Source organism: Streptomyces sp. NPDC047028, from assembly GCF_040644095.1.
Classification (GTDB): domain Bacteria; phylum Actinomycetota; class Actinomycetes; order Streptomycetales; family Streptomycetaceae; genus Streptomyces.
Genome location: NZ_JBEYVS010000002.1, coordinates 256,636 through 278,903, shown reverse-complemented (window position 1 = coordinate 278,903; position 22,268 = coordinate 256,636). Strand labels below are relative to the sequence as shown.

Genomic DNA, 22,268 nt, shown 5'->3' with positions numbered 1-22,268 from the left:
CGTGCGTCCCGGGCCGGGCGTGCCGGCGGTCCGCCGCCCCGTTCCGGGGCATGAGGCCGTCCTCACCAGCTGGAGGTACCCGTGGACAGCGCCGACGGATGGGGAGACGACGTATACCAGCCCGATACGTCCGAGATCCGGGAGGACTCGGGTGTCCTCGACGTGGAGGACACCCTGGACGCCGACGGTGTCTCCGACCCCCTCGACCGGGGCTGGTCCCCTCCCGAACGGCCGTGGGCGGTGGAGCACACCGGTGTGACGGCGCGCGAACGCCTGACCGGGGAGACCCTGGACCAGCGGCTCGCCGAGGAGCTTCCGGACGCCGCGGTGCCGGACGGCGACGGCATCGGTGACTGTGACGGCACCGACGGGGAGCCGCTGGACAACGAGGTCGGCCACCTGCGCTCCGGCCGGCTCGTCGCCCCCGACGAGGGCGCCCACGAGGACGAGGAGAGCGCACTCGTCGCCACCGACGTCGGCATCGACGGCGCGGCGGCCTCCGCCGAGGAGGCCGCGATGCACATCGTCGACGAGGACAGCGTCTCCGGCTGAACCGGGCCTCCCCCGCCCGACCGAACCGTCCGAGGAGCCGCCATGCAGCAGGACAAGCACCCCGACTACCACGCGGTGGTCTTCCGCGACCGCACCGCCGGCTACGCGTTCCTGACCCGTTCCACGGCGCGCAGCGAGCAGACCATCGAGTGGGACGACGGCCAGAGCTACCCGGTAGTCGACGTGGAGATCTCCTCCGAGAGCCACCCCTTCTACACGGGCAAGGCCCGTACGGTCGACACCGAGGGTCGTATCGCCCGTTTCGAGCGCCGCTACGGCGGCGCGGACCCGGGCGACGCGACCTGACCGCGGGCGGCGGGTCAGATCACGTTGAGGGCCGCCGCGCAGCCCCAGCCGCCCAGCAGCATGAACACGGGCATCAGCACCTTCAGCTCCACCCAGCTGCCCGCCCGGAACCGCATGCCCTTCGGCGGGCCCAGAGGGTGCCAGCGCCTGCGGCCGAGCGGGATCGGCCACAGGATGGGGCAGCCGGAGACGGTCAGCGCGTCCCCGATGTCGTGCACCAGCGCACCCAGCACGATCGGCAGCCCCAACCACAGGTACTCCTGCCCGGGCGCGGTGAACAGCCAGTCGGAGCCGTTGCCCGGCTTGTCCAGGACCCCGGCGAGGATCCAGGCGCTGGTCGCCGCCAGCAGCCAGACCAGGATGTCGCTGCTGGAGCCGCGCGCCGCACGCCACAGCAGGCCCTCGATCGCCAGCACCATGTGCACGAACAGGATGGCCAGCACCGCCCAGCGGCCTCCGGCGATCGCCGCCGCGGAGCAGCCCCCGCCGATGAGGACCGCCCACACCCAGGTGTGGGTCAGCGTGCGGTGGCCGCCGGAGCGACGGGGGTCCCCCGGCTTCCTGGTCGCCTTGTAGACGGCGTACGACAGCTTGTCGACGATCTCGCAGACCCAGCGGGAGAGTGGGCCGAAGGCCCGGGAGATCGTGGCCGCCTTGTGGTCGAGGTCCGGGGCGAGGGCGGCTCCGGCGCAGATCAGGGCGCCGACGAGCAGCACCGGCCAGGGCATCGGGTGCCCCGCCGCGGCCGCCGCCGCTCCGACGCCCAGCCAGGCCGCGGCGCCCGACAGTGAGTGTGCTGGTCCCATCATGGCCGCTTCCCGCCCCATTCCTCGTGTGCCGCTGTCCAGTTGACCGGGTGCGTTGACGCTCCGTCGGCGACACAGCGTAGCTGCCGTGATCTTCGGACCCGCAGCCGATTCCCCCCTCGACCGGGAGGGCAGGCAAGATGGGGGCGTGACCCTCATCGATCAGCTGCCGCCGACCGCCGACCCCGACGCCCTGTACGAAGCCTTCGAGTCGTGGGCCCAGGAGCGCGGTCTCACCCTCTATCCCCACCAGGAGGAGGCGCTGATCGAGGTGGTGTCCGGGGCGAACGTGATCGTGTCGACACCGACCGGCTCCGGAAAGAGCATGATCGCCGCGGGCGCCCACTTCACGGCGCTGGCCCGGGACGAGGTCACCTTCTACACCGCCCCGATCAAGGCGCTCGTGTCGGAGAAGTTCTTCGAGCTGTGCAAGCTGTTCGGCACCGAGAACGTCGGGATGCTCACCGGTGACGCGTCCGTGAACGCCGACGCGCCGGTGATCTGCTGCACCGCCGAGGTGCTGGCGTCGATCGCGCTGCGCGACGGCAAGCACGCGGACGTCGGCCAGGTGGTGATGGACGAGTTCCACTTCTACGCGGAGGGCGACCGCGGCTGGGCCTGGCAGATCCCGCTGCTGGAGCTGCCACAGGCGCAGTTCATCCTGATGTCGGCCACGCTGGGCGACGTCTCCTTCTTCGAGAAGGACCTCACCCGCCGCACCGGTCGTCCGACGGCGGTGGTCCGCTCGGCGACCCGCCCGGTGCCCCTCTCCTACGAATACCAGCGCACACCGCTCACCGAGACCCTGACCGACCTGCTGCAGAGCCGGCAGGCGCCGGTGTACATCGTGCACTTCACGCAGGCGCAGGCCGTGGAGCGGGCGCAGGCGCTGATGAGCATCAACATGTGCTCGCGCGAGGAGAAGGAGCAGATCGCCGACTTGATCGGCAACTTCCGCTTCACCACCAAGTTCGGCCGCAACCTGTCCCGTTACGTGCGGCACGGCATCGGTGTCCACCACGCCGGCATGCTGCCCAAGTACCGGCGCCTGGTGGAGAAGCTCGCGCAGGCGGGCCTGCTGAAGGTCATCTGCGGCACCGACACCCTCGGTGTGGGTGTCAACGTACCGATCCGCACGGTGCTGTTCACGGCGCTGACCAAGTACGACGGCAGCCGGGTGCGGACGCTGCGGGCCCGGGAGTTCCACCAGATCGCCGGCCGGGCCGGCCGGGCGGGCTTCGACACCGCGGGTCTTGTCGTCGCGCAGGCGCCCGAGCACGTCATCGAGAACGAGAAGGCTCTGGCCAAGGCGGGCGACGATCCGAAGAAGCGCCGCAAGGTGGTCCGCAAGAAGGCGCCGGAGGGTTTCGTCGCCTGGTCCGACACCACCTTCGAGAAGCTGATCGGCGCCGAGCCGGAACCGCTGTCCTCGCGGTTCCGGGTCACGCACACCATGCTGCTGTCCGTCATCGCCCGGCCCGGCAACGCCTTTGACGCGATGCGCCATCTCCTGGAGGACAACCACGAGCCGCGCAAGCAGCAGCTGCGGCACATCCGGCGGGCGATCGCGATCTACCGCTCCCTGCTGGACGGCGGGATCGTGGAGAAGCTCGACACGCCGGACGCCGAGGGCCGCATCGTCCGCCTGACGGTGGACCTCCAGCAGGACTTCGCGCTGAACCAGCCGCTGTCCACGTTCGCGCTCGCCTCGTTCGAGCTGCTCGACCCCGAGTCGCCGTCGTACGCGCTGGACATGGTGTCCGTCGTCGAGTCCACCCTGGACGATCCGCGGCAGATCCTGGTCGCCCAGCAGAACAAGGCGCGCGGCGAGGCGGTGGCCGCGATGAAGGCGGACGGTGTCGAGTACGAGGAGCGGATGGAGCGCCTCCAGGACATCACCTACCCCAAGCCGCTGGAGGAACTGCTCTTCCACGCGTACGACACCTACCGCAAGAGCCACCCATGGGTCGGCGACCACCCGCTCTCGCCCAAGTCGGTCGTCCGGGACATGTACGAACGGGCCCTGTCGTTCACGGAGCTGGTGTCCTTCTACGAGCTGGCCCGCACCGAGGGCATCGTGCTCCGCTACCTCGCGAGCGCCTACAAGACCCTGGACCACACGATCCCGGACGACCTCAAGTCCGAGGATCTGCAGGACCTGATCGAATGGCTCGGCGAGATGGTGCGCCAGGTCGACTCCAGTCTGCTGGACGAGTGGGAGCAGCTGGCCAACCCGGAGGAGATGACCGCCGAGGAGGCCCAGGAGAAGGCCGACGAGGTCAAGCCGGTCACGGCCAACGCGCGCGCCTTCCGGGTCCTGGTTCGCAACGCGATGTTCCGTCGTGTGGAGCTGGCGGCCCTGGACCAGGTCGGGGAACTGGGCGAGCTGGACGCCGAGGCGGGCTGGGACGCCGAGGCGTGGGGCGCGGCGATGGACAAGTACTGGGACGCGTACGAGGATCTCGGCACCGGTCCGGACGCGCGGGGGCCCAAGCTGCTGGTGATCAAGGAGGAGCCGGAGAACGGGCTGTGGCGGGTCCGGCAGATCTTCGACGACCCCAGCGGCGACCACGACTGGGGCATCAGCGCGGAGATCGATCTGACGGCCTCCGACGCCGAGGGCCGTGCGGTCGTCCGTGTCACCGAAGTCGGCCAGCTGTGAGCACAGGAGACTCTCACCGATGACGATGACGAACCCGGCCGAGCGACTGGTCGACCTGCTCGACCTGGAGCAGATCGAGGTCAACATCTTCCGCGGCCGCAGCCCGCAGGAGTCCTTGCAGCGGGTCTTCGGCGGGCAGGTGGCGGGCCAGGCCCTGGTCGCCGCCGGCCGCACCACGGACGGGGAGCGCCCGGTGCACTCGCTGCACGCGTACTTCCTGCGTCCGGGCCGGCCGGGTGTGCCCATCGTGTACCAGGTGGAACGGGTCCGGGACGGGCGGTCGTTCACGACCCGCCGGGTCACGGCCGTGCAGCAGGGCCGCACGATCTTCAATCTGACCGCCTCCTTTCACAAGCCTGAGGAAGGTTCCTTCGAGCATCAGCTGCCGCCCCGTGAGGTGCCGGACCCGGAGTCCCTGCCGACGGTCACGGACGAGGTCCGCAAGCATCTGGGTGCTCTGCCGGAGCAGTTGGAGCGGATGGCGCGCCGCCAGCCGTTCGACATCCGGTACGTCGACCGGCTGCGCTGGAACGCCGAGGACGTGCGGGGGGCCGAGCCCCGCAGCGCCGTGTGGATGCGTGCGGTGGGGCCGCTGGGTGACGACCCGCTGGTGCACACGTGCGCGCTGACCTACGCCAGCGACATGACCCTGCTGGACGCGGTCCGCATCCCGGTCGAGCCGCTGTGGGGGCCACGGAGCTTCGACATGGCCTCGCTGGACCACGCCATGTGGTTCCACCGGCCGTTCCGGGCCGACGAGTGGTTCCTGTACGACCAGGAGTCGCCGATCGCCACCGGCGGCCGCGGTCTGGCGCGGGGCCGCATCTACGACCTGCGGGGGCGCCTGCTCGTCTCGGTCGTCCAGGAGGGCCTGTTCCGGGCCCAGTAGCCCGGTTCCGTCAGACGACCGCGGGACGTGGGCCTCTCCGCCGCAGCCAGGCCCGCAGCCCTCGGGGCGGGACCGGCGCGGTGGGCGCCGGGCGCCCGGGGGTGGCGCCCCGGCCGGGCCTCGTCCGCGCCGCGGCGGTGCGTTCCGGCCGGTCGCCCTGCGGGGCCGCCGGGTGAGGCGCGGGCCGATGGGCACGCGTTTCCCGGATCTCGCGGGCCAGGGCGCTGCGCAGCCAGCCGATCTCGTCGGGATCGCCGGCGGTCGTGATCGCCTCGGCGAGGTGGGCGGAGGGGGAACCGGGTGCGCCGTGGCCGGGCGGGCCGGGCCGGAACCGGTGCAGGCGCGCCCGCTCGTCAGGGTCCCTGACGACGTCCGCGACCTCGACGGGGTCGAGGAAGGCGGCGAAGGCGCCGGCCCGCTGCCGGGGGTCGTCGTCCGCCTGACGCAGCAGGAATCCGAGCTGCCGTCCTCGCCAGTTGCGGGCGCGCAGGTCCACTCCGGCCGCGAGCCGGCCCCGCAGCGGCTCGGGCGTCGGGCCCTTGAGCAGGGACGCGTTGGCGCCGTCGGCCGCGAACTGGCGTAGTTCTTCGGCGAGGTAGAGCCAGACCACGGCACGGTAGCGGTTGAGGTAGAAGCGGACCGGGACGAGCAGGCCGAGTCGGGCGAGCCGGCTGAACCTGCCGGCGGGCATCTCCATGAGCGCGGCGCCCTGGGCGACGCCGACGACTTCGACGCGCTCGCGGACCGTGTCCGGGAAGCCGCCTTGAGCGAGGAGACGCTCGACCTCGGCCCGCTCGATCCGACGGCGCTCGCCGCCGCCCTCGTCGGGCACGGTCCGGATGAGGCCGAGGTGGGCGGCCAGGTCGAACTCGCTCCGCCTGAGTCCCAGTTCACGCGCCGCGCGGCTGGGCCCCCAGGTGAGGGGCCGGACTGGGGCAATGATCTCTGCGGACATGGTCGTACTCCCCCGTGGAGTCGGTGGCTCACGCCTTGTGCGATCGCCGTACACACACGGTAGCCGCCCGGGCGGATCTCGTGCGGGCCTGTGGATAACTCCGGAGGACTGAACGAATCGACAGGTCAGAGGTCTGTGGTGGGCGTGCGTTCGGGCTGCCTGGCGTCCACACCGAGGTGTTCACCGACCCGGTTGACGAGCAGGGTCATCTCGTAGGCGATCTGCCCGATGTCGACTTCCGCGCCGCTGAGCACGCACAGGCAACTGCCCGTGCCGGCCGCGGTCACGAACAGGACGGCGTCGTCGTACTCGATCATGGTCTGGCGTACCCTGCCCGCGCTGAAATGGCGTCCGGACCCCTTGGCCAGGCTGTGCAGGCCCGACGCCACGGCGGCCAGATGCTCGGCGTCCTCCCGGCGCAGGCCCGTGCTCGATCCCGTCACCAGTCCGTCGTTCGACAGGACCAGTGCGTGCCGCACGTGGTCCACCCGCTCGGTCAGATCGTCGAGAAGCCAGCCGAGTCCCTGGTTCTGCCCCATGTTCATCTCCCCGTGTTCCGTCTCCCCCTGGCTGGAGGATCTGCCCGCAAGCCTTCCCCACCACCCGCGTCCGGAGCAAGGAGGATGGGGGCATGGCAGGGAAGATGACCGACGAGGAATGGCGGGCGTTCGTCTCGCACGGCACCCGCACCGGCAAGCTGTCCACCGTTCGCGCCGATGGGAGCCCGCACATCGCCCCGGTCTGGTTTCTGCTCGACGGGGACGAGGTGGTGTTCAACACCGGGAAGGACACCGTGAAAGGGCGCAATCTCGCCCGTGACGGACGGATCGCCCTGTGCGTGGACGACGACCGGCCGCCGTTCGGCTTCGTGGTGCTCAGCGGTCGCGCCCGGCTGTCGGAGGAACTGGACGAGGTGCGCCTGTGGGCCACCCGGATCGCCGCACGGTACATGGGCGAGGCGCGCGCCGGGGAGTTCGGCGAGCGCAACGGAGTTCCGGGCGAGCTGCTGGTCCGGATGACGATCGACAAGGCCCTGGCGGTGCGGGGCATCGCGGACTGAGGAACGCGGTCAGCCGACCGAGTCGAGCAGCCGGGCGGTGTGCATCCGTCCGGCGTACTCGACGAGCTGGATCAGGACGTCCTTGCCGGAGTCGCGCTCGCGGGCGTCGCACAGGACGACGGGTGTGCCCCGGTCGAGGTCGAGGGCGCGGGAGACGTCGGGAGCGCCGTACGTGCGGGCCCCGGCGAAGCAGTTGACGGCGACGACGAACGGGATCCGCCGGTGCTCGAAGTAGTCGACCGCCGGGAAGCAGTCCTCCAGCCGCCGGGTGTCCGCGAGGACCACGGCACCGAGCGCGCCCTGCGAGAGTTCGTCCCACAGGAACCAGAAGCGGTCCTGTCCTGGCGTGCCGAAGAGGTACAGCGAGAGGCCGGAGCGGATGGTGATCCGGCCGAAGTCCATGGCGACGGTGGTGGTCACCTTCTGGTCCACTCCGTCCGTGTCGTCCACGGACTGTCCCGCCTCGCTCAGCAGTTCCTCGGTGCGCAGGGGGCGGATCTCACTGACGGCGCCCACCAGGGTCGTCTTGCCGACGCCGAAGCCACCGGCGACCAGTATCTTTAGCGCCAGGGCGGACGCGTCGCCGCCGGGGCCGTGCTGCTCGGAGACCATGATCACTTCTCTCGGGTGGGCGGGGGTTCGTCGATGTCGGCGTGATCGGCACGTGGAGGGCGGGGCGCGCGAGGCGGGAGGCGGGGCTCAGACGGCGGGGTGCCGGGGCGGCGTTGGGCTGGTCGTGGACGTCCGTCTACAGGGCCCGCAGTCCGGCGATGACCTCGCGCAGAATCCGTTCGTCGGGAAGGTGGGCCGGGGGCACCGGGCGGCTGACGGTGACGCACCCCAGTTCCAGGAGGTCGCCGAGGAGCACCCTGACCACCCCCACGGGGAGGTCGGCGTCGGCGGCGAGTTCGGCGACGGACTGGGTCTCCGTGCAGCACAGGCCGATGAGGGTGCGGTGTTCGGGTCCGAACGGGGAGTCGGGACCGATCGCGGGAGCACCGGGGTCCAGGGTGACGAGGGCTATCAGGTCGAAGCGCACTCCAGTGGGGCCGGGCCGGGTGCGGCCACCGGTCATGGCGTACGGGCGGACCAGGGGCCCGGCCTCGCCGTCGTACCACTGGCTGCCCGGCTCCAGGGAGACGCCGGTCCTGTCCTCGGTCATGCGTGCCGCCCTCCGGGTTCATCCGGCGGCCGGCGGCCGGGCCGCGGCGCGCGGTGCCGTGCCCAGGTGTTCACCGACGCGCTTGACCAGGCGTGCCATCTCGTAGGCGACCAGGCCGATGTCCGCCGTGGCGGCGGTGAGCAGCGCGAGGCAGGAGCCGTCACCGGCGGCGGCCACGAAGAGGAAGGCGTCGTCCATCTCGACCATGGTCTGGCGTACGCTCCCTGCTCCGAAGTGGCGTCCCGCGCCCTTGGCGAGACTGTTGAAGCCGGACGCCACGGCGGCGAGATGCTCGGCGTCCGCGCGTTCGAGGCCCGTCGAGGCGCCGACGGCCAGGCCGTCGTTGGACAGGACTACGGCGTGCCGTACCTCGCGCACGCGCGCCACCAGGTCGTCCAGCAGCCAGTCGACTTCGCCGGACCGCTGGGCGGCCCCCGGGTTCGGGTCGTGGATCATGCGCCGTCTCCTTCACTGCTGTCGCTGCCCGCTTCCGGGCCCGTGGTGGTGCCGCGCCCGGGTCGCCTGCCGCCGCCGCGCGCCCAGCCGTCGCGGTAGGCGGCCATCCGGTCCCGTACGAGTTCGGGGGTGCGCGGGTCGTCGGCGCCTGGAGCGGGGGCGGCCGGCGGGTGGCCGGCCGGCGGATGACGGAGTTGCGGCGCGAGGCTCGCCTGGCGTACCCGGCGGGGCAGGCCGTCGGGTGGTTCGGGGTCGTTCGGTGGGCGATGCGGCCTCAAGGTGGCGACTCCCGGGGGTGGCGGCTGGTTCGTGGCGGTCGGCGGCCCCGTCTGCGGTGCGGTCTGCGATTCCGTCTGCGGTGCGGGGGCCGTGACCGCGAGAGCGGGACGGTGCTCCTGGGCGGCGATGGCGTCCCCCGGCGGGGTGGCACGAGGCGCGTGCGCGTACGCCCGGTGCCGCTCCGCCGGCGCCTGTGCCCCGCCCGGGGAAGAACGTTCCGTCGGCGCGGTGTGCAGGAGCGCCGTGGGGAGCAGGACGACGGCCGTCGTACCGCCGTAGGGAGAGGTCCGCAGGTGGACCCTGATGCCGTGCCGGGAGGCCAGTCTGCTGACCACGAAGAGGCCGAGGCGGTCGCTGTCGAACAGGTCGAGGGTCTCGGACTGCTCGATGCGCCGGTTGGCCTCCGCGAGGGCTTCGCCTCCCATGCCGAGGCCCCGGTCCTCGACTTCGAGGGCGTAGCCGTTGCCGACGGGTTCGCCGGTGACCCGCACGCGCGTGTGCGGCGGGGAGAACTGGGCGGCGTTCTCGACGAGTTCGGCGAGCAGGTGGGTGAGGTCGGCGACCGCCGTGCCGATGACGGACGCTTCGGGGAGGCGGCGTACCTCCACGCGCGCGTAGTCCTCGACCTCGGACACCGCGGCGCGGACGACGTTCGTCAGCGACACCGGCATGCGCCAGGCTCGGCCCGGTGCTGCTCCCGAGAGGATGATCAGGCTCTCGGCGTGGCGTCGCATGCGGGTGGTGAGGTGGTCGAGCCGGAAGAGGTCGCTCAGCTCGCTGGGGTCGTCCGAGCGTCGTTCCATGCGGTCCAGCAGCCCGAGCTGGCGGTGGACCAGGATCTGGCTGCGCCGGGCCAGGTTGACGAAGACTCCGGAGATGCCGCCGGCGAGTTCGGCGCGCTCGACCGCGGCGTGCAGGGCGGCCCGGTGCACGGTGGTGAGGGCCTCCGCCACCTGGCCGGTCTCGTCCTCCGCGGGCGGTCCTGAGGGCGCCTCGGCCTGGATGTCGATCTCCTCGCCCGCACGGAGCCTGCGCATCGCCTCGGGGAGTTTGCGGCGGGCGATCTCCAGAGCGTCGTCGCGCAGGTTGACCAGTTCGACGACGAGGCCGCGGCCGATGCGTACCGAGATGACGAGTGACGCGGCGACGGCGGCGAGCCCGAGCAGCACGGCGGCGCCGGCCGGAGTGAGCAGCCCGCCCGTCACGGGGTCCGAGTTCCCCGCGACGGCCCGGCCGGTGCCCGTCGCGACGGCCCGCATTCCGTCGCGCACGCGCGCGTAGGCGGCGTTCCAAGCCGGCCCGGGAGCCGCGTCGAGGGCGGGGGCGCCGGGCCGCGCGGCGAGGATCCGGTCCTCCGCACCGTCCAACGCGGGGAGGGCGCCGCTGTGGACGAGGTCGCGCCACGCGGACCGCTCGGGACCGGGCAGGTCGCCGACAGCCGTGTCCGTGAAGGTGCGGCGGGTGGAGACGGCCCCGGTGAAGAGCCGCAGCCGCTCGCCCTGGAGGCCTCGGGCCAGGCGTGCGCTTCCGAGGACGGCGTCCTCCTGGGCCAACGCCTCCTCCGCGCGGGAGAATTCGAGCAGTACGCGCGCGTGGGAGCCGATGTCGGCCTGCTGGATGCCGGTGAGGGCGCCGTCCACGGCGAACGCCGACGCGATGGTACGGGTGTACTGCCCGTAGGCCGTGTCCCACCCTGCGGTGTGGTCGAGTACGGCCTTCCGCAGCGCGCCGAGGCGCTCGGCGCCGGTGACGAAGGCCTTCAGGCGCCCCGAGACGGGGGCGGGCAGTTCCTGGCCGTCAGCGACGGTGCCGTCGTCACCGAGCCGCAGCGCGGCCACCGCCCGGTCCGTGCGGGCGGCGAACCCTTCGTAGTCACCGGTGCCGTCGGCGTCCGGGGCGGTGGCCCGGCGCACGGCATCGGCGCGCTCGGCCTGCAGCGCGGCGACGGCCGCGGCCAGCGGTGTCCGCAGCTCGGCGTCGACCCGCCGGGACGCGCGCAGCCCGGCCACGTCCTGTGCGGTGCTGACGGCGGCGTAGCCCCACAACCCGAGGAGGGAGACGACGGGCACCATGAGCAGGCAGACGACCTTGGCGCGCACGGTCCGGGGGCGTGTGTGCCACCGCCTCGACCGCGGGCGCGCGCCGTCCGGCAGTGTTCCGAGGGTGCGCTGGGTGTCTTCGTCGGCGGGTGGTCCGGCGTGCGCGCGCCGGCCGCGGCGGTGCGCCGGCGGTACGCGGGTGCCGGTGGCCGGTATGTCACGTGGTGGGCGCATGGCCGCCTCGCTCGGGACGTGGGTCGGGCAACGCTCCGGCGCCGGGCCGGGCGGGTGAGGCCGGTGCCGGCTGATGGGCGGCGCTCCGCACGGGCTGTTGTGCCGAGGCGGACGCCGATCGCTCGTCCGTCGTGGGCGAGAGGGCGACGAAGGCGGAGGTGATGAACAGGTAGGACCCGAGGCCGACGGCGAGGGGGAAGATGAACTGCATCGCCGTGGCCCCGGGCAGGGCCTCGCCGGACGGGGTGACGCGCACGCTCACCGCGAACATGCCGGTGTAGTGCATGCTGCTGACGGCCGCGCCCATGACGAGCGAGGCGACAGTGACCGCGAGGGGGGACCTGATGTTGAGCCCCGCCCACAGAGCCGCGGTCGCGGCCACCACGGCGATCAGCACCGACAGTCCGACGAGGACCGGATCGTAGGTCACGTCGCCGTGCAGCCGTACCGCCGCCATGCCCAGGTAGTGCATGCTGGCGACGCCGAGCCCGGTGGTGAGGCCACCGAGGACGAGCGCCCGGTTGCGGTCCCGGCTGTAGCCGACGACGAACACGCCTGCGCAGACGACGGCCATGGCGACGAGCAGGCTGAGGATGGTCAGCGGTACGTCGTAGCGGATGTCGGTGCCGCTCACGCGGAAGCCGAGCATGGCCACGAAGTGCATGGTCCAGATGCCGGTCCCGATCGCGGAGGCGGCGGTGACGAGCCAGTTGCGGCGCGAGCGTCCGCAGGCGCCGAGCGCACGGACGGTGCAGCGCAGTCCCAGTGCGGCGCCCGTGCAGGCCATCACGTACGACAGCACGGGGGTCAGCCAGCCGAAGGCGGCGTGGTCCAGGTGTCCCATGGCCCCGGGACGCTAGCCGGGGCACGGTGGCACTAAGGGGGCGCATTTCGAAAGGTGTAGCAATCTGACACAGAGAGGCGACGGAACGATCGCGTCCCGCTCGAACATGCGCACAAGGACGTCCCTCGCACCGGTGAGGAATGATGCGGTCATGAGCGACGACCACACGCACGTCCAGGAGTTCTTCACCGCCCGGGCGGCCGACTGGGACGCCCGGTTCCCCGACGACGGGCCCGCCTACGACGCCGCGGTGGCCCGCCTCGGACTGCGCGCGGGTGACCGGGTGCTCGACGCGGGCTGCGGCACGGGCCGGGCGCTGCCGCCGCTGCGCGCCGCGGTGGGGCCCGCCGGACTGGTGGTCGGCGCCGATCTGACCCTGGCGATGCTCCAGGCCGCCGTACGCGCGGGCCGGGACCGTGAGGGGCGCCTGCTGATCGCGGACGTGGCCGCGCTGCCTTTCCGCTCCCGGTCCCTCGACGCGGTGTTCGCGGCCGGCCTCATCGCGCACCTGCCGCAGCCCGGCGAGAACCTGCGGGAACTGGCCCGGGTGGTGCGGGCGGGCGGCACACTCGCGCTGTTCCACCCCATCGGGCGGGCCGCCCTGGCGGCACGTCAGGGGAGGCGGATCACCCCGGACGACCTGCGTGCCGAGCCCCGGCTCGGGCCGTTGCTGGTCGGGGCGGGCTGGCGCCTGACGTCGTACGTCGACGAGGAAGCCCGGTTCCTCGCACTGGCCGTACGTGAGAACTGACCGCCTGCGCCGCTCAGTCCCGCCCGGCGACAGCCGAGTCCATCACGCGCGCGTGCATGTCGCCGGACGTTGCCGACGGCACTGAAGGGTGGAGTGGTGAGCCTGGGCCGCGAGCTCCGGAAAATTCGAACGGCGTGCTCAGTGGGCGCGAGCGTCACGGGGAGCGCTTGCGTGTCGACCGGGGTCGGGGGCGAGCGGCCATAGGCGCTGGGCTCCGCTGTTCCGCCGCGGCCGCCACATCGCCAAACCCCTGTGAAAGAAAAGTGGATGGGCGATCAGTGCCGGGCTCTCTCACGGGGAATGTGGTCAGTATGTTCGACACAATGCGCAAGTACGCCGCCCGGTGGCGCACCTCCACGCGTGCGGAGTCGGTGAGCACTCGGGAGAGACGTGCGCACAACTTGTTCGAGGCCGCGGCCGTCTATGTGGCGGCCTGCGCGGAGGACGACCAGGACGGGATCGACGAGGCTGCGGGCTGGGTGTCTCCGGAGGCACTGTCGTTCGGCGTGAACGAACTGGCGTGCCGGGCCGTGATCGCGTTGGCGCGTGAACGCGACCAGTCGCCCGGGGCGGTGGCGCGGGATCTCCTCGGGCTGCCGGCCGCCTGAGGGAGCCGCCTCCATCAAGGTCGATTCGCCCCTGTCCAGGTGGAAACCTGCAGCTCCGCGTGGTGTGACCAGTCGTGACAAGCACCTTGCGCTCGCATTAGGGTGCGCGCCGACGGACGAATCACTGGAGGCAGGGATGGCCGGGACGGACGATGAGCCCGTCGCCGCCGCAGACGACGCGCTGTACGTGCTCACGGCGGTGCTGCTGACGCCGGCGCAGTTTCCGAGCGTGCTGGGCGACGACTATCCGGAGGCCTGCGCGGCTCTCGGGCTGGCGCCGCGCGCCGACGGGTACGGGCTGGTGCTCGGCCAGGACGGGGACGGTGCCCGCTGGACGGTCGTCATCGACGACGTCTCGCTGGTCGCGGTGGCGATCGCCTCGTGGGACTGCGGCATGGAGTACGAACTGTCGCCTGACGAGCGCACGGTCGTCGGCGCACTGCCGGGCTGGCCGCTGGCGGTCGCCGTGGCCGCCCCCGGCGTGCCGGCGCCGCACGATCCCGGGCCGGACCTCACGGACCGCCCCGCCCTGAACCCTCCGGACACCGGCACCTGGGGCCCGGCACAGCGGCGCCTCGGTGCCGACGAGATCGCGCTGCAGTGGGCGGTGTGGCGCGAGCAGATCAAGGACGGCGACTTCCCGGCACCGGCGGACCCCGCCGAGTCGCTCGGAAGGGCCGGAGCGGCCGAGGCTCCGGCAGGTGGCGGCGATGACGCTCCGAAGGGGCAGCGCAGCGGCGTGCGCCGGGTGCTCGCGGAGGCGCGGGGCTACGTCGACACCCCGCCGCCGCTCGGCCGGGTGCGCTCCTCGTTCGCCCCCGGCGACGCCCGCACGCTGCGCGCCGACGGCCCCGGCTGGTCCCTGGTCGCCCGCACGGACGACATCGCGTTCGTCCTGCTCGACGAGCAGCCCGGCGAGGTCCTGCCGGTGGGCCGGGGACCGGAGCTGCCCGGCCTGCTGGAGGCGCTCGACAAGATGGCCGTACGGCCCAGTTGAGCCCGGGGAACCGGGCGCCCGGGGGCGCGCGATCCTGGACGGGCTCAAGGGCGCGTGCCGGGCCGTGGCAGGCGTCTCCGGGCCGGGCGGCCGGCCCTCAGCGGCCGAGTTCCTTGCGCGTGACGCGACGGAGCCTGCGCCGCTGGGAGGGATCCAGCGTCAGGTACGCGGCCGCCGGGACTCCTACCACGATCAGGAACGCCACCCACCAGGGCAGCCATATCAGCAGGATGAGCCCGACCGCCACACCTCCTGCGGCGATCTTCGCGTTCTTCGACATGTGCGTCGCCTCCTTCGCGGCCACTGCCGCTCTCTGCTGTGAAAACGGGCCTGGGACCCCCACGGTTCCGCATCGGGACCCTGAGACGACCCTGAGATCCATCCGCACGGGAGTGATACGGGTCACCCGACAAGCATGCGGGGTGCACGGCCGTCGTGCTGTACCCTCGGCGACTCCCATCTGGTAGTCAAATTTGAGGAGTGCAGACCGGCTGTGCAGAGGATTCCCACGGCACCATCCTCCGAGCTGTCCCGACTGACCCACTGCTGCACCGTGTTCCTGCCGTCCGAGCCCGCCCGTGCGGGCCGGATGGCCTTCTGGCGGCTCGACGGCGAGGAACCTCCGGCTCCCGCGCACGAGCCGTACGAGGACCTTGACGTGGTCCTGCCCGTCCGGGGAGGGGCGGCTGTCGAGCGGGTGACCCTGCCCGCGCTGCTCCTGCCGGTGCGAACCGCCCTGCCGCTGCTCACTCGGGCGCGCACCGATCCCGCGAGCCCCCCGTCCACCGCTTTCTGGGCGACGGCCGCTCAGCTGGCGCTGCACTTCCTGGCGCGTGGCCTGCTGCTTCCCGGCCTCTCCCCCGGTGATCACGACGCCTGGCGGGTGGGGCCGTTGTCCGCGCGAGACGGGGAACTGGTCCGGGAACTCGCCGGCGCCATGCCCCCTCAGGCGCACGCCGTACCGCTGGCCGCGGGCACAGCGCCCCTGCTGCCCCATCCGGAACGGCTGCTCCGCGCCTTCCTGGACGCGATCGCCGACACGCTGCCCCGCTCCCCCGCGGCGGCGATGGTCACGGGCGCCGCCGCCTACGCAGCACACGAACCGCGGTCCCTGCCAGGACTGCGCGCGTGGACCGACGACATCGCGGCGTGCCACGACGCGGGCGTACGGCTCTCCCTGCGGGTCGAAGCGCCGGGACTCCACGAGGCCGCGGACGCCGATTCCGTGCGGTTCCGAGTGGTCCCGCAGGTGCACGGCACAAGCGGATCCTCCGCCCTCGCGGATGTGGCCGACCTGTGGGCCGACTCCCCCCACACGCGGGAGGCGTTCGGCGCGCACGCGCGGACACGGACGCTGCTGGCCCTGCGCCGGGCCGCCCGCGCCTGGCCGGCCCTGACACCGCTGCTGTCCGCGGCCGTCCCCGACATCCTGGACCTGGCCGACGACGAGGTCACCGAACTGCTGGGCGCGGGAGGGCAGGCCCTGGACGCCGCGGGGGTCGACGTGCACTGGCCCGCAGGACTGTCGCGAGGGCTCGAGGCCGAGGCAGCCTTCGGGCGGGCCGAGGACGGGACGGCGACCGGGAAGGAGGGGCCGGCCCTGCCCTCGTTCCTCTCCACCGACAGCCGGCTGGCGTTGCGCTGGTGCTTCACCCTCGACGGCCACGAGCTGACCCGGGAGGAACTCGACCGGCTCGCGCAGGCCCAGCGCCCCCTCGTGCGGCTGCGCGACGGATGGGTGCTGCTCGACCCGCGGGAGGCACGTCGCGCCCGCGCGCGGGAGCACCGCTCCGTCACGCCGGTGGAGGCGCTGGCAGCCGCTCTGACGGGCTCCACCGAGGTCGACGGCCGGCGCGTCGCTGTGCGGCCCACGGGATGGCCCGCGCGGCTCCGGGAGCGGCTCGCCCAGCCGGAGTCGGCGGAGCCCGTGACGCAGCCGCCGGGGCTGGCCGCCACACTGCGGGACTACCAGTTGCGCGGCCTCGGCTGGCTGGCCCGGACGACCGCCCTGGGGCTGGGCTGCTGCCTGGCCGACGACATGGGCCTGGGCAAGACGGTCACGCTGATCGCTCTGCATCTGCACCGGCAGGCCGACGCCTCGACGGCCGGCCCCACGCTCGTGGTCTGTCCGGCGTCCCTCCTCGGCAACTGGCAGCGTGAGATCGAGAGGTTCGCTCCCGGCGTTCCGGTACGCCGGTTCCACGGGTCCGGGCGCGACGCCGGCACCCCGGCCGACGGGGAGTTCGTCCTGACGACCTACGGCACGATGCGCCTGGACGCCGAGCGGCTCGGCCGCGTGCCGTGGGGCATGGTCGTCGCCGACGAGGCGCAGCACTCGAAGAACCCGTACTCGGCGACGGCGAGGGCGCTGCGTTCCCTCGGCGCACGCGCACGCGTGGCGCTCACCGGCACCCCGGTGGAGAACAACCTGACGGAGTTGTGGGCGATCCTGGACTGGACGACACCGGGGCTGCTGGGCCGCCTCGCCGGCTTCCGCGCACGGTACGCGCAGCCCGTCGAGGGCGCCCGGGATCCCGCCGCCGCCGAACAACTGGCCCGGCTCGTGGGACCGTTCCTGCTGCGGCGCCGCAAGTCGGACCCCGGCATCGCGCCGGAACTACCACCGAAGACCGAAACCGATCACTCGGTGTCACTCACCCCCGAACAGGCGGGACTGTACGAGGCGTTGGTCCGCGAGACGCTGGACCGGATCGCGCACACAGACGCCATGACCCGACGGGGCCTGATCGTGAAGCTGCTGACCGGTCTCAAGCAGATCTGCAACCACCCGGCTCAGTTCCTCAAGGAAGACGATCCGGTGCTCGGCGGGCGGTCCGGGAAGCTGGAACTGCTGGACGAATTGCTCGGCACGATCCTCGCGGAGGGCTCGGGCGTGCTGGTGTTCACGCAGTACGTGCGGATGGCCCGCCTGCTGGAACGGCATCTGACGGCCCGTGGGGTGCCCTCGCAGCTGCTCCACGGCGGCACCCCGGTCGCCGAGCGCGAGGCCCTGGTACGCCGGTTCCAGGACGGCGCCGCGCCCGTGTTCCTGCTGTCCCTGAAGGCGGCGGGGACAGGGCTCAATCTCACCCGGGCCGACCATGTCGTGCACTACGACCGCTGGTGGAACCCGGCCGTCGAGGCACAGGCGACGGACCGCGCGTACCGCATCGGGCAGACCCGCCCGGTGCAGGTGCACCGGCTGATCGCCGAGGGCACCGTGGAGGACCGCATCGCGGAGATGCTCGGACGCAAGCGGGCGCTGGCGGACGCGGTGCTCGGCCCCGGCGGGACCGGTCCGGCGGAACTGACCGAGCTGACGGACGCGGAACTGGCCGCACTGGTGGAACTGCCCGGGGAGGCACGATGAGTCACGACCAGCAGGAGCACGACCGCGATCCGGTGTGCACGTTTCCCGTTCTGCCGCCCGCGCGGGGGCGCGCGTTCGCGCAGAGCTGGTGGGGGCTCGCCTGGCTGCGGGCGCTGGAGGACGGCGCCCTGGACGGGGCCGCCGTGAAGTCGGGGCGCAGACTCGCGCGGGCGGGTGCCGTTGGCGCCGTGACGGTGCGGCCGGGCCGCGTCACGGCCGTGGTGCGGGATGCCAGGAACACGGCTCACCGCGCGGACATCCTGGTGCCGCAGCTGTCGGAGGAGCAGTGGGTCCGTTTTCTGGACCTGGCCGTGGAGCAGGCCGGGCATCTGGCCGCGCTCCTCGACCGGGAGCTGCCCCCGCACCTGATCGAGGACGCGGCGGTGAGCGGTGTCGACCTCCTGCCCGGGATCGGTGAGCTGGAGCCGGAGTGCGACTGCGACGCATGGGACCACTGCGGGCACACCGCCGCCCTGTGTCACCAGGTGGCGCGGCTGCTCGACGAAGACCCTTTCGCGCTCCTGCTGATGCGCGGCCGGGAAAGGGGAACGTTCCTGCGGGAGCTGCACGTGCGCAGCACGGCACCCCGGAAGGCACCGTCGGCGACCGAGTCAGAGACCGAGACGGGGGCAGAGACGGAGGCTGACGGCGTGGACGCGGCCGAGGCCTGGGCGGCGGCCGGCATCCTGCCTCCGCTGCCGGCCCTGCCCCCGCTGCCGGACACGCCCGGTGTGCCGCCGTCCCTCGACACCGGGGCCACACCGGCGCGCGGGGTCGACCCGGCGGCGTTGGAGCACCTGGCCGGGCGGACGGCCGTAGAGGCGTACCGGTTGGTCGGGCAGGATCCGGGGGCTCCCTCCCTGGCCGAGTTGCCGGCGGCTCAGGACGCCGTGCGCCTCGCCGGCGGGGCGCCGCCCGAAACGGTCGCCGACCGGCTCGCCGAGGGGTCGGGGCGTGGCCGCGAGGGCTTGGCGGTCGCCGTCAGGGCCTGGCGGGTGGGAGGCGTGACGGCCCTGGCGCTTCTCGACGAGCAGTGGCAGGTGACGGGAGACGCACTGGCACGCGCGCGTGCGGCTCTGGAGGCGGCCTGGGAGGCGGACGAGCGGCCGCCGTTCCGGATGCACGGCAACCACTGGACCGTGCCCGGAGAGCCGGTCCAGCTACGCCTGGGACAGGACGACCGCTGGTGGCCGTACCGCTACGAGAACGGCCGCTGGGCCCCTGCGGGAGACCCGGACCGGGACCCCGCGACCGCCTTGGCGACGGCGCGGCTCGTCTCGGAGAAGGAGCCGGGGCCGGACGGCATGTGAGCACGCGACCGGGGGGCGTGCGGCTGTCGGCCGCCGCACGACGACGTGCGGCGACCACCACCGACGGCGTGCGGCGACGACGCCGTGCGAGGACGCAGCAAGACCCTGTGCCCCCGGCGGGGGACGCGCGCGTGAGGCACCCCTGACGCTGCCTCACGCGCGCGTGCCGTCAGCCCCGCGCTCCCAGCAGGTGGTCCATCGCCAGCTGGTCGAGGTGCTCGAAGGCCATCCCGCGCGCGGCCGCCGCCTCCACGTCGAAGTCCTCGAAGGCGGTGGGGTCGGCGAGCAGGGCCCGCAGACCGTCCGCCGCGGTCGGCAGGGCGAGCTGGTCGAGGCGCGCGGCGCGCAGGGCCTCCTGAACGTCGGGATCGGCGCGGAACGCCGCCGAACGCTCCTTCAGGATGAGGTAGTTGCGCATGCAGCCGGCGGCCGAGGCCCACACGCCGTCGCGGTCCTCGGTCCGCGGCGGCTTGAAGTCGAAGTGGCGCGGGCCGTCGTAGCCGGCGCTCTCCAGCAGGTCCACCAGCCAGAACGCGGCCCGCAGGTCGCCCGCGCCGAAGCGCAGGTCCTGGTCGTACTTGATGCCGGACTGGCCGTTGAGGTCGATGTGGAAGAGCTTGCCCGCCCACAGGGCCTGGGCGATGCCGTGCGGGAAGTTGAGTCCGGCCATCTGCTCGTGGCCGACCTCAGGGTTGACGCCGTACAGCTCGGGTCGCTCCAGGCGCTCGATGAAGGCCAGCGCGTGCCCGACGGTGGGCAGGAGGATGTCGCCCCGCGGCTCGTTCGGCTTGGGCTCGATGGCGAAGCGGAGGTCGTAGCCCTGGGCGGTGACGTACTCGCCGAGGAGGTCGAATGCCTCCTTCAGGCGGTCGAGGGCGGCGCGTACGTCCTTGGCGGCGCCCGACTCGGCACCCTCGCGGCCGCCCCACGCGACGTACGTCTTCGCGCCCAGCTCCGCGGCCAGGTCGATGTTGCGGATCGTCTTGCGCAGCGCGTAGCGGCGTACGTCGCGGTCGTTGGCGGTGAACGCGCCGTCCTTGAAGACGGGGTGCGTGAAGAGGTTGGTGGTGGCCATCGGCACGGTCATGCCGGTCGCGTCCAAGGCCTGACGGAAGCGCTTGACGTGCGACTCGCGCTCGGCGTCCGAGGCCCCGAAGGGGATCAGGTCGTCGTCGTGGAAGGTGACCCCGTGGGCGCCCATCGCGGCCAGGCGCCGCACCGTCTCGACCGGGTCGAGGGCGCTGCGGGTGGCGTCGCCGAACGGGTCCCGCCCCTGCCAGCCGACGGTCCACAGACCGAAGGTGAACCTGTCCTCGGGGGTGGGCTGGTAGCTCATGCCGCGGCTCCTTGCTGCTGACGACGTTGCGTGGAGGTGGCTGACGACTATTTCGTCATGGCCATTTACAAATTAGTATGCGGACGCGCCCCCGGGAAGAGTCAAGATGTCTTTGTCGACAAGGCGCCTGCGAGACACGCACCAGATCCGGCACAGCCGCGGAAGAGGGAGAGCCCGATGTCAGCAGCCGAGGGACCACTCGTCGTCGGTGTGGACACGTCGACCCAGTCCACGAAGGCGCTGGTCGTCGACGCGGCCACGGGGCAGGTCGTCGCCCGCGGGCAGGCGCCGCACACCGTGTCCTCCGGGGCGGGCCGCGAGAGCGACCCCCGTCAGTGGTGGGAGGCCCTGTGCTCGGCGCTGGGCCAGTGCGGTGACTCCGCGCGCGAGGCGTCGGCGGTGTCGATCGGCGGCCAGCAGCACGGCCTCGTCACGCTCGACGCGCGGGGCGAGCCGGTGCGTCCGGCGCTGCTGTGGAACGACGTCCGGTCCGCGCCCCAGGCCCGCCGTCTCGTCGAGGAGCTGGGCGGACCGAAGGGCTGGGCGGACCGCGCGGGCAGTGTGCCGGGGGCATCGTTCACCGTCACCAAGTGGGCCTGGCTCAGCGAGCACGAGCCGGAGGCGGTCGGCGCGACGAAGGCGGTCCGGCTGCCGCACGACTACCTCACCGAGCGGCTCACCGGGCACGGCACGACGGACCGCGGCGACGCGTCCGGAACCGGCTGGTGGGCGTCGGCCACGGAGACGTACGACGAAGAGACCCTCGCGCACGTGGGGCTCGACCCTGACCTGCTCCCCCGGGTGGTGCGGCCCGGCGAGGTGGCCGGCACCGTGCGCGACAGCCACGACCTGCCCTTCTCCAAGGGCACCCTGGTGGCGGCCGGCACCGGCGACAACGCGGCGGCGGCGCTGGGGCTCGGCCTGCTTCCTGGCACCCCGGTGCTCAGCCTCGGCACCTCGGGGACGGTGTACGCCGTCTCCCGGCGCCGGCCCGGCGACCCGACCGGCACCGTGGCCGGCTTCGCCGACGCGCGCGGGGACTGGCTGCCGCTGGCCTGCACCCTGAACTGCACGCTGGCCGTGGACCGGATGGCCGCCCTGCTGGGCCTGGACCGCGAGGCCGTCGAGCCCGGCACCTCGGTGACCCTGCTGCCCTACCTGGACGGCGAACGCACACCGAACCTGCCGAACGCCTCCGGCCTGCTGCACGGGCTCCGCCCCGACACCACCGCCGGCCAGGTGCTTCAGGCCGCCTACGACGGCGCGGTCCACTCGCTGCTCGGCGCGCTCGACCTGGTGCTCGACGAGGACGCCGACCGCAGCGCTCCCTTGCTGCTGATCGGCGGGGGCGCTCGGGGCGCGGCCTGGCAGCAGACCGTACGACGGTTGTCCGGGCGGCCGGTGCAGGTGCCCGAGGCGAGGGAACTGGTCGCCCTGGGGGCCGCGGCGCAGGCGGCCGGACTGCTGACCGGCGAGGACCCGGCCGCGGTCGCCCGGCGCTGGAACACGGCCGCCGGCCCGGTCCTGCCGGCCGTGGAGCAGGACCGCCGGGCGCTGGAGCGGATCGCCGGGGTACTCTCCGACGCGGCCCCCCTGCTGGAACGGGGGACGGACTCCCGGTGAACCGGGTCGACGACCCCATCAGCCGGCGG

The 22,268-nt window shown here is 72.9% G+C and carries 21 protein-coding genes; 11 read left to right on the top strand and 10 right to left on the bottom strand.

Features of this window, described 5'->3' with window-relative positions; genetic code table 11:
* Positions 1-81: 81 nt before the first annotated feature.
* Both ABZ854_RS03385 and ABZ854_RS03380 read left to right on the top strand, forming a co-directional pair.
* On the top strand, positions 82-552 hold the full coding sequence (locus ABZ854_RS03385; protein WP_361203458.1) for a DUF5709 domain-containing protein: 471 nt from the start codon (positions 82-84) through the stop codon (positions 550-552).
* 42 nt (positions 553-594) lie between these two features.
* Complete coding sequence (locus ABZ854_RS03380) at positions 595-858, top strand: type B 50S ribosomal protein L31 (RefSeq protein ID WP_361203455.1); 264 nt, start codon at positions 595-597, stop codon at positions 856-858.
* 14 nt (positions 859-872) lie between these two features.
* Here the strand turns inward: ABZ854_RS03380 and ABZ854_RS03375 are convergent, their stop codons facing one another.
* Positions 873-1,667, bottom strand: coding sequence for a metal-dependent hydrolase (locus ABZ854_RS03375; RefSeq protein ID WP_129310854.1), 795 nt, complete (start codon positions 1,665-1,667; stop codon positions 873-875).
* 145 nt (positions 1,668-1,812) lie between these two features.
* Here ABZ854_RS03375 and ABZ854_RS03370 point away from each other — a divergent pair, with 145 nt between their 5' ends.
* Positions 1,813-4,326 carry a DUF3516 domain-containing protein gene (locus ABZ854_RS03370; protein ID WP_361203451.1) on the top strand — a complete coding sequence of 838 codons (2,514 nt, stop codon included), beginning with the start codon at positions 1,813-1,815 and terminating at the stop codon, positions 4,324-4,326.
* 25 nt (positions 4,327-4,351) lie between these two features.
* Positions 4,352-5,215, top strand: a complete 864-nt coding sequence (locus tag ABZ854_RS03365; RefSeq protein WP_361203530.1) for an acyl-CoA thioesterase II — start codon at positions 4,352-4,354, stop codon at positions 5,213-5,215.
* 10 nt (positions 5,216-5,225) lie between these two features.
* Here ABZ854_RS03365 and ABZ854_RS03360 read toward each other — a convergent pair whose 3' ends face one another.
* Together ABZ854_RS03360 and ABZ854_RS03355 are read right to left on the bottom strand one after the other, a co-directional pair.
* Entirely contained in the window at positions 5,226-6,170 is a 945-nt protein-coding gene (locus tag ABZ854_RS03360; protein WP_361203448.1) for a DUF6397 family protein, read from the bottom strand.
* A gap of 125 nt (positions 6,171-6,295) precedes the next feature.
* Positions 6,296-6,709 carry a roadblock/LC7 domain-containing protein gene (locus tag ABZ854_RS03355; protein WP_361203445.1) on the bottom strand — a complete coding sequence of 138 codons (414 nt, stop codon included), beginning with the start codon at positions 6,707-6,709 and terminating at the stop codon, positions 6,296-6,298.
* A gap of 92 nt (positions 6,710-6,801) precedes the next feature.
* On the opposite strand from ABZ854_RS03355, the gene ABZ854_RS03350 reads away from it, so the two are divergent.
* Entirely contained in the window at positions 6,802-7,230 is a 429-nt protein-coding gene (locus ABZ854_RS03350) for a PPOX class F420-dependent oxidoreductase (protein WP_361203443.1), read from the top strand.
* Positions 7,231-7,239: 9 nt separating this feature from the next.
* Here ABZ854_RS03350 and ABZ854_RS03345 read toward each other — a convergent pair whose 3' ends face one another.
* From ABZ854_RS03345 to ABZ854_RS03325, 5 genes are all read right to left on the bottom strand, one after another.
* Entirely contained in the window at positions 7,240-7,842 is a 603-nt protein-coding gene (locus ABZ854_RS03345) for an ATP/GTP-binding protein (protein ID WP_361203440.1), read from the bottom strand.
* A 136-nt stretch (positions 7,843-7,978) separates the two neighbouring features.
* Positions 7,979-8,392: a DUF742 domain-containing protein gene (locus tag ABZ854_RS03340; RefSeq protein WP_361203437.1), complete on the bottom strand. Its 414-nt coding sequence runs from the start codon at positions 8,390-8,392 to the stop codon at positions 7,979-7,981.
* A gap of 18 nt (positions 8,393-8,410) precedes the next feature.
* Entirely contained in the window at positions 8,411-8,848 is a 438-nt protein-coding gene (locus ABZ854_RS03335) for a roadblock/LC7 domain-containing protein (RefSeq protein ID WP_361203434.1), read from the bottom strand.
* On the bottom strand, positions 8,845-11,400 hold the full coding sequence (locus ABZ854_RS03330; RefSeq protein WP_361203431.1) for a nitrate- and nitrite sensing domain-containing protein: 2,556 nt from the start codon (positions 11,398-11,400) through the stop codon (positions 8,845-8,847). The genes ABZ854_RS03335 and ABZ854_RS03330 overlap by 4 nt, the downstream gene beginning before the upstream one ends.
* Positions 11,384-12,244, bottom strand: a complete 861-nt coding sequence (locus ABZ854_RS03325) for an MHYT domain-containing protein (RefSeq protein WP_361203428.1) — start codon at positions 12,242-12,244, stop codon at positions 11,384-11,386. The genes ABZ854_RS03330 and ABZ854_RS03325 overlap by 17 nt, the downstream gene beginning before the upstream one ends.
* A gap of 151 nt (positions 12,245-12,395) precedes the next feature.
* On the opposite strand from ABZ854_RS03325, the gene ABZ854_RS03320 reads away from it, so the two are divergent.
* The 3 genes from ABZ854_RS03320 (at position 12,396) to ABZ854_RS03310 (ending at position 14,600) form a co-directional block, all read left to right on the top strand.
* Positions 12,396-12,995 (top strand): methyltransferase domain-containing protein, encoded by a 600-nt coding sequence (locus ABZ854_RS03320; RefSeq protein ID WP_361203425.1) that lies wholly within the window; start codon positions 12,396-12,398, stop codon positions 12,993-12,995.
* A gap of 311 nt (positions 12,996-13,306) precedes the next feature.
* Complete coding sequence (locus tag ABZ854_RS03315; RefSeq protein WP_361203422.1) at positions 13,307-13,603, top strand: hypothetical protein; 297 nt, start codon at positions 13,307-13,309, stop codon at positions 13,601-13,603.
* Positions 13,604-13,739: 136 nt separating this feature from the next.
* Positions 13,740-14,600, top strand: coding sequence for a hypothetical protein (locus ABZ854_RS03310; protein ID WP_361203419.1), 861 nt, complete (start codon positions 13,740-13,742; stop codon positions 14,598-14,600).
* Positions 14,601-14,697: 97 nt separating this feature from the next.
* Here the strand turns inward: ABZ854_RS03310 and ABZ854_RS03305 are convergent, their stop codons facing one another.
* A complete protein-coding gene (locus ABZ854_RS03305) occupies positions 14,698-14,880 on the bottom strand; it encodes a hypothetical protein (protein ID WP_361203416.1) in 183 nt (60 codons plus the stop codon).
* A 213-nt stretch (positions 14,881-15,093) separates the two neighbouring features.
* Here ABZ854_RS03305 and ABZ854_RS03300 point away from each other — a divergent pair, with 213 nt between their 5' ends.
* Both ABZ854_RS03300 and ABZ854_RS03295 read left to right on the top strand, forming a co-directional pair.
* On the top strand, positions 15,094-17,970 hold the full coding sequence (locus ABZ854_RS03300; RefSeq protein ID WP_361203413.1) for a DEAD/DEAH box helicase: 2,877 nt from the start codon (positions 15,094-15,096) through the stop codon (positions 17,968-17,970).
* Complete coding sequence (locus tag ABZ854_RS03295) at positions 17,967-19,280, top strand: SWF or SNF family helicase (RefSeq protein WP_361203410.1); 1,314 nt, start codon at positions 17,967-17,969, stop codon at positions 19,278-19,280. The genes ABZ854_RS03300 and ABZ854_RS03295 overlap by 4 nt, the downstream gene beginning before the upstream one ends.
* A 169-nt stretch (positions 19,281-19,449) precedes the next feature.
* On the opposite strand, the gene xylA is transcribed toward ABZ854_RS03295, so the two are convergent.
* Positions 19,450-20,616 carry a xylose isomerase gene (gene xylA / locus ABZ854_RS03290; RefSeq protein ID WP_361203407.1) on the bottom strand — a complete coding sequence of 389 codons (1,167 nt, stop codon included), beginning with the start codon at positions 20,614-20,616 and terminating at the stop codon, positions 19,450-19,452.
* Between the two features lie 177 nt (positions 20,617-20,793).
* On the opposite strand from xylA, the gene xylB reads away from it, so the two are divergent.
* Positions 20,794-22,239: a xylulokinase gene (gene xylB / locus ABZ854_RS03285; protein WP_361203404.1), complete on the top strand. Its 1,446-nt coding sequence runs from the start codon at positions 20,794-20,796 to the stop codon at positions 22,237-22,239.
* Positions 22,240-22,268 lie beyond the last annotated feature (29 nt).

Bases quoted from the DNA above. Each gene is read 5' to 3' on its own strand.
- ABZ854_RS03310 (WP_361203419.1), top strand. From the start codon at position 13,740: ATGGCCGGGACGGACGATGAGCCCGTCGCCGCCGCAGACGACGCGCTG.
- ABZ854_RS03340 (WP_361203437.1), bottom strand. From the start codon at position 8,392: ATGACCGAGGACAGGACCGGCGTCTCCCTGGAGCCGGGCAGCCAGTGG.
- ABZ854_RS03305 (WP_361203416.1), bottom strand. From the start codon at position 14,880: ATGTCGAAGAACGCGAAGATCGCCGCAGGAGGTGTGGCGGTCGGGCTC.
- ABZ854_RS03345 (WP_361203440.1), bottom strand. From the start codon at position 7,842: ATGGTCTCCGAGCAGCACGGCCCCGGCGGCGACGCGTCCGCCCTGGCG.
- ABZ854_RS03295 (WP_361203410.1), top strand. From the start codon at position 17,967: ATGAGTCACGACCAGCAGGAGCACGACCGCGATCCGGTGTGCACGTTT.
- xylB (WP_361203404.1), top strand. From the start codon at position 20,794: ATGTCAGCAGCCGAGGGACCACTCGTCGTCGGTGTGGACACGTCGACC.
- ABZ854_RS03365 (WP_361203530.1), top strand. From the start codon at position 4,352: ATGACGAACCCGGCCGAGCGACTGGTCGACCTGCTCGACCTGGAGCAG.
- ABZ854_RS03375 (WP_129310854.1), bottom strand. From the start codon at position 1,667: ATGATGGGACCAGCACACTCACTGTCGGGCGCCGCGGCCTGGCTGGGC.
- ABZ854_RS03330 (WP_361203431.1), bottom strand. From the start codon at position 11,400: ATGCGCCCACCACGTGACATACCGGCCACCGGCACCCGCGTACCGCCG.
- ABZ854_RS03335 (WP_361203434.1), bottom strand. From the start codon at position 8,848: ATGATCCACGACCCGAACCCGGGGGCCGCCCAGCGGTCCGGCGAAGTC.
- ABZ854_RS03360 (WP_361203448.1), bottom strand. From the start codon at position 6,170: ATGTCCGCAGAGATCATTGCCCCAGTCCGGCCCCTCACCTGGGGGCCC.
- ABZ854_RS03380 (WP_361203455.1), top strand. From the start codon at position 595: ATGCAGCAGGACAAGCACCCCGACTACCACGCGGTGGTCTTCCGCGAC.
- ABZ854_RS03320 (WP_361203425.1), top strand. From the start codon at position 12,396: ATGAGCGACGACCACACGCACGTCCAGGAGTTCTTCACCGCCCGGGCG.
- xylA (WP_361203407.1), bottom strand. From the start codon at position 20,616: ATGAGCTACCAGCCCACCCCCGAGGACAGGTTCACCTTCGGTCTGTGG.
- ABZ854_RS03355 (WP_361203445.1), bottom strand. From the start codon at position 6,709: ATGGGGCAGAACCAGGGACTCGGCTGGCTTCTCGACGATCTGACCGAG.
- ABZ854_RS03350 (WP_361203443.1), top strand. From the start codon at position 6,802: ATGGCAGGGAAGATGACCGACGAGGAATGGCGGGCGTTCGTCTCGCAC.
- ABZ854_RS03325 (WP_361203428.1), bottom strand. From the start codon at position 12,244: ATGGGACACCTGGACCACGCCGCCTTCGGCTGGCTGACCCCCGTGCTG.
- ABZ854_RS03315 (WP_361203422.1), top strand. From the start codon at position 13,307: ATGTTCGACACAATGCGCAAGTACGCCGCCCGGTGGCGCACCTCCACG.